This is a genomic window from Kitasatospora sp. NPDC007106 (genome assembly GCF_040634455.1).
Lineage (GTDB): Bacteria > Actinomycetota > Actinomycetes > Streptomycetales > Streptomycetaceae > Kitasatospora > Kitasatospora arboriphila.
This window is the reverse complement of sequence record NZ_JBEYFP010000309.1, coordinates 1-6833: the sequence shown is the minus strand read 5'-3', so window position 1 is coordinate 6833 and position 6833 is coordinate 1. Positions and strand designations below refer to the sequence as shown.

At 75.8% G+C, this 6833-nt stretch carries 8 protein-coding genes; all 8 read right to left on the bottom strand.

Annotation, left to right across the window (positions count from 1 at the left end; translation table 11 throughout):
- On the bottom strand, positions 1 to 724 hold a 724-nt coding region (locus tag ABZ641_RS21730), incomplete at its 3' end, for an N-acetyl-gamma-glutamyl-phosphate reductase (protein WP_359984060.1).
- Positions 721 to 1590 (bottom strand): lysine biosynthesis protein LysX, encoded by an 870-nt coding sequence (gene lysX, locus ABZ641_RS21725; RefSeq protein WP_359984057.1) that lies wholly within the window; start codon positions 1588 to 1590, stop codon positions 721 to 723. The genes ABZ641_RS21730 and lysX, both read right to left, overlap by 4 nt.
- Complete coding sequence (locus ABZ641_RS21720) at positions 1587 to 1766, bottom strand: lysine biosynthesis protein LysW (protein WP_344623940.1); 180 nt, start codon at positions 1764 to 1766, stop codon at positions 1587 to 1589. The genes lysX and ABZ641_RS21720 overlap by 4 nt, the downstream gene beginning before the upstream one ends.
- Before the next feature lie 48 nt (positions 1767 to 1814).
- Complete coding sequence (locus tag ABZ641_RS21715; RefSeq protein WP_359984054.1) at positions 1815 to 2885, bottom strand: transketolase C-terminal domain-containing protein; 1071 nt, start codon at positions 2883 to 2885, stop codon at positions 1815 to 1817.
- A complete protein-coding gene (locus ABZ641_RS21710; protein ID WP_359984051.1) occupies positions 2882 to 3778 on the bottom strand; it encodes a transketolase in 897 nt (298 codons plus the stop codon). The genes ABZ641_RS21715 and ABZ641_RS21710 overlap by 4 nt, the downstream gene beginning before the upstream one ends.
- On the bottom strand, positions 3775 to 5067 hold the full coding sequence (locus ABZ641_RS21705; protein ID WP_359984049.1) for a DegT/DnrJ/EryC1/StrS family aminotransferase: 1293 nt from the start codon (positions 5065 to 5067) through the stop codon (positions 3775 to 3777). Before ABZ641_RS21705 ends, ABZ641_RS21710 begins: the two co-directional genes overlap by 4 nt.
- Positions 5068 to 5188: 121 nt before the next feature.
- Positions 5189 to 6253, bottom strand: coding sequence for a BtrH N-terminal domain-containing protein (locus tag ABZ641_RS21700; protein ID WP_359984046.1), 1065 nt, complete (start codon positions 6251 to 6253; stop codon positions 5189 to 5191).
- The coding region (locus tag ABZ641_RS21695) for a hypothetical protein (protein ID WP_359984044.1) at positions 6243 to 6833 on the bottom strand (591 nt) is incomplete at its 5' end. The genes ABZ641_RS21695 and ABZ641_RS21700, both read right to left, overlap by 11 nt.

Genomic DNA, 6833 nt, shown 5'->3' with positions numbered 1-6833 from the left:
CCTCGACCCGGGCGACCACCTGGACGCCGCGCACCGCCTCGACGCCGGTGGCCGTCATCCGCACGTCCAGGCCGGTGAGTTGGGCGATCTCCGCCTCGTGCCGGTGGCCGACGGGGGCGAACACCCGCATGGCTCCGCTGCGTTCGGCGTGCAGGTTGGCCTCGCCGGCGGTCACCCCGGAGCCGCTGGAGCCCGTCCGGGCGTCGAGTTCGACCCGGCCGGTGAGCAGGCCGCGCGCGGCGAGCGGGGCGATCGCCAGCAGACCGGCGGCGGCCATGCAGCCGGGAACGCTGATCCGGTCCGCGGTGCGCAGTTCCTCGCGGTACAGCTCGGGGATGCCGGGGGTGAAGGTGCCGAGCAGTTCGGGCACCGGGTGCTCGGCCCCGTAGTACCGCTCGAAGACCTCGGCGTCGCGCAGCCGGAAGTCGCCGGACAGGTCGATCACCGTCTTCACCCGGCCGGACCAGTCGCGGACGAGTTCGGCGGTCTTGCGGTGCGGGGTGGCGAGCAGCACGGCGTCGTACTCGTGCCGGGCGGCCTCCTCCGGGTCGGTGAAGACCAGGTCGGTGACGGCGCGCAGGTTGGGGTGGACGGTGTCGACGCGTCGGCCGGGGAAGCGGGAGGAGACCGCGGCGGCGACCTCCACCTCCGGGTGGCCCACCAGCAGCCGCAGCAGCTCGCCGCCGATGTAGCCGGCGGCGCCGAGCACGGCGACCCGGGTCATCGGGCGGCCTCCTCGACCAGGTGCCCGGCGATCGCGGCGCCGATGTCGACGCGGTCGCCCGCGGCGGCCTGCAGGCCGGCGAACTCCACGCGGTGGTTGACCTCGATCACGTACAGGCCTCCTCGGGCGTCCTCGACCAGGTCGACCCCGGCGATGCCGGCGCCGACGCCGTCCGCGGCGGCGACGGCGAGCTTGGCGAGGTCGTCGGTGAGCGGGCAGGGTTCGGTGGTGGCGCCGCGGGCGACGTTGGTGCGCCAGTCCGCGGAGCGGCGGTAGACCGCGGCGACCGCGCGGCCGCCGATCACCGCGACCCGGATGTCGCGGTCCGGCTTGTCGACGTACGCCTGCAGGTAGACCAGCCGGCCGGCCGGCGAGGGCATCGCCTCGCAGTACTCGAACAGGCTGCGGGCGGTGTCCCGGTCGCGCAGCAGGGCGACCCGCCGGCCCCAGGAGCCGGTGAGCGGCTTGAGGACGACCGGATAGCCCAGCTCCTCGGCGGCGGCCTCGGCGGCCTCCGGGGTGAGGGCGAGGGCGGTGCGCGGGGTGGGCACGCCGGCCCGGCGCAGCGCCACCGAGGTGCGCCACTTGTCGCCGCAGGTCTCGGTCGCGGCGGCGCTGTTGAGCACCTTCGTCCCGGCGGCTTCGAGGGCGAGCGCGGCGTAGAGCGCCCGGGTGGCGGAGATCTCCCGGTTGAGGACGGCGTCCCACGGCGCGGGGGCGGCGTCCGGCTCCCGGTGCAGGGAGCGGGTGTCCAGGTGGGTGCAGCTGAGGCCGTGCCGGGCCAGGGCCTCCAGGATCCGCTTCTCCTCGAAGCCGATCCTGGAGGCCAGCAGGGCGATCCGGGGCCTCGGGGAGGCCCCGCTCACTCGCCCCAGTCCTCCTCGACCTCGGGCGCGAGGGCGAGCAGCACCGGGTCGGTGGCGACGACCTCCAACTCGGTGCGGCACTCGGCGCATTCGGTGATCTCGGCGAGCACCGGCGGGGCGGCGAAGGCCACGTCGGCCTCGCAGCTGGGACAGGCGAGGACGTCGGTCGCGGGCATCGGGCTTCCTCTCGTGAGCAGGTCTGGGCTGACAGTTCTGACGGTGCGTCAGTCGATGGCCGGGGCCGGGCCGAGGCCCAGCGCACCGCGGACGGTGCAGGCGACCCGGGCGGGGGTGATGCCGTAGTGGGCGAGCAGGTGCTCGTGGCCGCCGACGGTGTCGGTGAAGGTGTCGGGCATGCCGATCCGCAGCACCCGGGCGGGCGCGGCCTCGGCCAGCGCCTCGGCGACCGCGCCGCCGAGGCCGCCGCTGCGCCAGTGCTCCTCCACGGTGACCACCAGCCCGCTGTGGTCGGCGGCCTCGACCAGCGCGGCGGTGTCGAAGGGGCGCAGCGTGTGCACGTTGAGCACGGTGCACTCGACGCCCTCGGCGGCGAGTTCGGCGGCGGCGGCCAGGCAGGCCTGCACCGGGTACGGGCCGCAGGCGGCGAGCACCGCGTCCCGGCCGCGGCGCAGCGTCTGGGCCCGGCCGGGGACGGGCGGCGGGGTGCCGGCCGGCAGGGCGGGGGTGGCCTTGCGGCCGAGCCGGACGTACAGCGGGCCGGGCAGGTCGAGGCTGCGGTCGACGAAGGCGGCGGCCTGCGCGGCGTCGGCGGGCACCACCACGGTCATGCCGGGCAGCGCCCGCATCACCGCGAGGTCCTCCAGGGCCTGGTGGGTGGGGCCGAGGTGGCCGGCGGCGAGGCCGCCGTGGGTGGCCATGATGCGCACCGGCAGGCCCGTGTAGGCGATGTCGATCTTCACGGCCTCCAGCGCCCGGGTGGCGGCGAAGGCGGCCATGGTGTTGACGAAGGGCATCCGCCCGCTCGCGGCGAGTCCGGCGGCGATGCCCATCAGGTTGTGCTCGGCGATGCCGAGGTCCAGGTACTGCCGTCCGGCGGCGGCCACCTGGTCGGCGTCGAACAGGCCGGTGTCGGTGTCGAGGCAGATCAGCCGGGGGTCGGTGGGCAGCAGCGCCAGCAGGCGGTCCCGGTACGCGGTCCGGGTGGCCTCCGGCGGCGTCGGCTCTGCGGACGGGGCCTGCAGTGACGGGGCCTCCGGTGGCGGGGCCTGCTGCGACGGCGTCTGCTGGGGCGGCGTCTGCTGCGGCGGGGCGGTGGCGAGCGCGGACCAGCTCATGCCGGCCTCCCTGCGGTGACGGTGTCTTCCCCGGCGGTGGCGGCAGCTCGTGCGGCGGCGCGCAGCGCGGCGCGGGCGCGGGCGTGGTTGCGGGCGGAGAGGGTGACGTAGTGGGCGGCGGGCCGGCCCTCCAGGAAGGGCACGCCACGCCCCTTGACGGTGTGACAGATCAGCAGGCTGGGGCGGCCGGGCTCCCAGGGGGCGGAGCCCAGGTGCTCGACCAGGGCGGCCGGGTCGTGGCCGTCGGTCTCGCGGACGGCCCAGCCGAAGCTGCGCCACCGCTCGGCGAGCCGTGCCATCGGAGCCTTCCCGTCGGTGGGGCCGGTGAGTTGGAGGCCGTTGCGGTCGATCACGGCGACCAGGTTGTCCAGCCGCAGCGAGGCGGCGGCGATCGCCGACTCCCAGACCGAGCCCTCCTGGAGTTCGCCGTCGCCCATCAGTACGAAGCTGCGGGCGGACCGTCCGTCGAGCCGCTGGCCGAGGGCGAACCCGCAGGCCAGGGCGAGGCCGTGGCCGAGCGAGCCGGTCGGCATCTCGACCCCGGGGACGGCCCGGACGGGGTGGCCCATCAGCCGGGTGCCCGGCCGGCCGTAGTCGGCGAGCTCGGCGGTCGGCAGGTAGCCGCGTTCGGCGAGCACCGCGTAGAGGCCGACGGCGGCGTGGCCCTTGCTGAGCACGAACCGGTCGCGGTCCGGGTCGGCGGGGTCGGCCGGATCGGTGTTCAGCACGGCGAAGTACAGCGCGGTGAGGATCTCGGTGCTGGAGAAGGCGCCGCCGAGGTGGCCGCCCTCGGGGCCGGCGCACATGTCGACGACGTGCTCCCGGACCCGGCGGGCGGTGTCGGCCAACTCCTTGGCGCTGCAGGGCAGTACGGGGGCGGCGGGCGCGGTCATCGGGCGGCCGCCGCGAGCCGGGCCACCGTGTCGAGGTTGGCCCACACCTTCTCGAAGGCGTCCGCGTAGTGCTGGAGCAGCGGGCCGGAGGCGGGGTTGAGGTGGCGCTTCTGGATGGTCAGCGAGTCCTCGATGACGGCCCGGGTGACGGGGTGGTCGCCGGGCTCCGGGGCGTCGCCGCCGAGCACCGTCCAGGGGTAGCCCTTGCCGAAGCCCTCGCGGTCGCGGAAGACCATCTGCTCGGGCAGCGGGACGAGTTGGTACTGCGAGACGGGGACGCCCTCGGCGCGCAGCAGTCGGCGCAGCACGGTGCGGAAGCGGCCCGGGGCGATGCCGTCGAGGCCGGCCGCGGCCGGGTCGAAGCGGAACCTGAGGATGTGCCAGACGTGCACGGTGCCGGGCAGCGCTGTCGGCACGGTGAGGCCGGGCAGGCCGTCGAGCCGGGCGAGGAAGCGGGTGATGTTCTCCTGCCGGGCCTGCTCGTAGCCGTCGAAGCGGGCGAGCTGGGAGGAGGCGAAGGCGGCCTGCAGTCCGTTGATCTTGTGGTTCCAGCCGAGCCGGTAGGAGATGTAGTCGCGGTCCCGGCCGGGCTCGATGACCTCGCCGAACTGCCGTCCCTTGCGGGCGGTTTCGGCGAACGCGTCGTCGGCGGTGACCAGCAGGCCGCCTTCTCCGCAGGTGGGGATGTTCTTGGTGACCTGGAGGCTGAACGCGCCGAACTCGCCGATCCCGCCGACCGGCCGGCCGCGGTGCAGGGCGCCGGGGGCCTGCGCGGCGTCCTCGACCAGGGCGAGGCCGTGCCGGCGGGCGATGTCGCCGAGCCGGTCCAGGTCGGCGGGGGCGCCGTGCAGGTGGACGGGCAGGATCGCCCGGGTGCGCGGGGTGATCCGGCGCTCCACGTCGTCCGGGTCGAGGTTGAAGGTCACGGGGTCGATGTCGGCGAAGACCGGCACGGCCATCTGGTGGACGGGCGCGAGGCCCGTCGCGATGAAGCTGAGCGCCGGCACGATCACCTCGTCGCCGGGCCCGACGCCGAGCGCTGAGAGCGCCAGCGACAGCGCCGCGGTGCCGTTGGAGACGGCGATGGTGTGGGCGAAGCCGAACCGCTCGCTCCACCGCCGCTCCAGGGCGCTGACCGGGGTCTCGCCGTCGGCGTTGGAGACCAGCCGGCCGCCGTCCAGGGCGGCCAGCACGGCCTTGCGGTCCTCGTCGTCGATGACCGGCCATTCGACGTCGCGCTGCTCGCGCGGTACGGCCGGGGGGCCGCCGAGCACGGCGAGCCTGTTCATGCGGAACTCCTCGGGGATCGCGGTGGGGGTGCGGCACTCGAAAAGTGGTGCTGGAAACGGGGGCTCTGATCCGGGGTACCGGGAACGGGATGCTCGGCACGCGGCGTCCGGGCGGGGTCGCTCAGGCGGGGCCCGGCAGCGCGTCGAGCGCCTCGTGGACGGCCTCCACGGCCTCGGCGTAGCGGCGGCGCAGCACGGCGGTGTGCCGGGCGAGGCCGCCGGCGGCGGCCGCCGGGTCGTCCCGGCCGTGCGCGCCGGTCATCCGCACGCCCGTCCAGGCGTGCGCGACGCTCTCCACGGCGCGGCCCGCCCCGGCCAGGACGGGCAGCCGCCAGGCGGCGCCGAGGCGGCGGAGCAGTTCGCCGTGCAGCGAGGCCTGCGCCTGCATGCCCCAGCCGAACGGGTAGAGGTCGCGGATCGCCGCCGGGTCGCCGGCCCGGGACCGGTCGACGAGCTCCTCGGTGAACCGGGCGAGGCCGGCGAGGCCCTCGGCGCCGTCCGGCCCGTCGGCCTTGCCGGTGGTGAACAGTTCGGCGTCGGCGCGCAGCACCGCGGCGAGCCGGGCGGGCGTCGTCTCCGGGTACGGGCCGCCGACCCGGACGTCCAGCCAGCGCCGGCCGATCCGGGAGTCGCTGAAGAAGGCGTCCTGCACGTCGGAGGGGTTGGCCGAGTCCCAGGCCGCCAGGAAGGCGTCCAGCGGGACGGCGCCGCGGAAGGCCGGCGGGGTGGCGTCGGCGACGTGCACCAGCCCGCGGTGCTCGTCCAGGCCGAACACCGTGACCAGGTGGGCCGCGTGGACGTCGTGGTAGGCGGGCCGGAACGGCAGGTGGTGGTTGTCGACGGCGGCGATCACCAGCCGGTCGGCGTCCAGCGCGGCGCGCAGGCCGGCCAGCGGGTCCGCCGGGTCGTCCGGGGTCCGCCAGACGGAGGTCAGCGGGTGGTGCGGGGCGATGCCGCGGCCGAGGTCGCCCTCGTACCGGGTCGGGAAGTAGAACTCCTCGGAGCGGACCTCACCCGGGCGGTACAGGAACTGCCAGGCGGTGCCGAGGACTTCGAGCGGGTCGTGGCCGGCCCGCAGCAGCACCGAGCCGAAGGTCGCCTGCAGGCAGCTGGCCAGGTCGCGGTACCAGAACTCGGGCGGGGCACCGGTGATGTGGTGCACCCGGGGCGGGTGGTCAGTGGTCACGGCCGTCCTCCTCCCGGTGGGTGGCGGGCAACCCGGCGGTGCCGGGCGGCGGTTCCTGCACGGTCGCGGCGAAGAGGTGCACCGCGATGTTCCGCGGCAGCCGCAGGCCGGCCAGCGCGGTGCGCCGCGGCACCGGGACGCGCTGCGCCCACAGGTGGGCGCTGAGCCCGGGCTGCACGTGGTACGGGTAGTGCATGACGGGCGTCCGGAGGGCGGGCAGTTCGCCGAACCAGGCGGGCGCCGACCAGAAGTCCGAGACGCGCAGCCACTCGCTGTCCACCGAGCCGTCGGCGTAGTGCAGTTCGACGGTGTCCTCGGTGCGGCGCTCGGCGGCGGCGAGCAGGTGGATCCAGTCGTAGCGGCCGGCCGGCACCTCGACGAACTGGCCGTCGCAGCGCACGTTGTCGTCGCCCTCGCCGACCGGCGGGAAGCTGAACGGCACCCCGCCGACCTCCACCTCCGACCCGCCCGGGGGCAGGTGCTCGGCGGGGAAGGAGTTGCGCCAGACGTTGAAGCCGCCCGCCCCGGTGGTGTGCACCCGGGTGGCGGCCCGGTTGTTGCGGTGGGCGGCCAGCTCCAC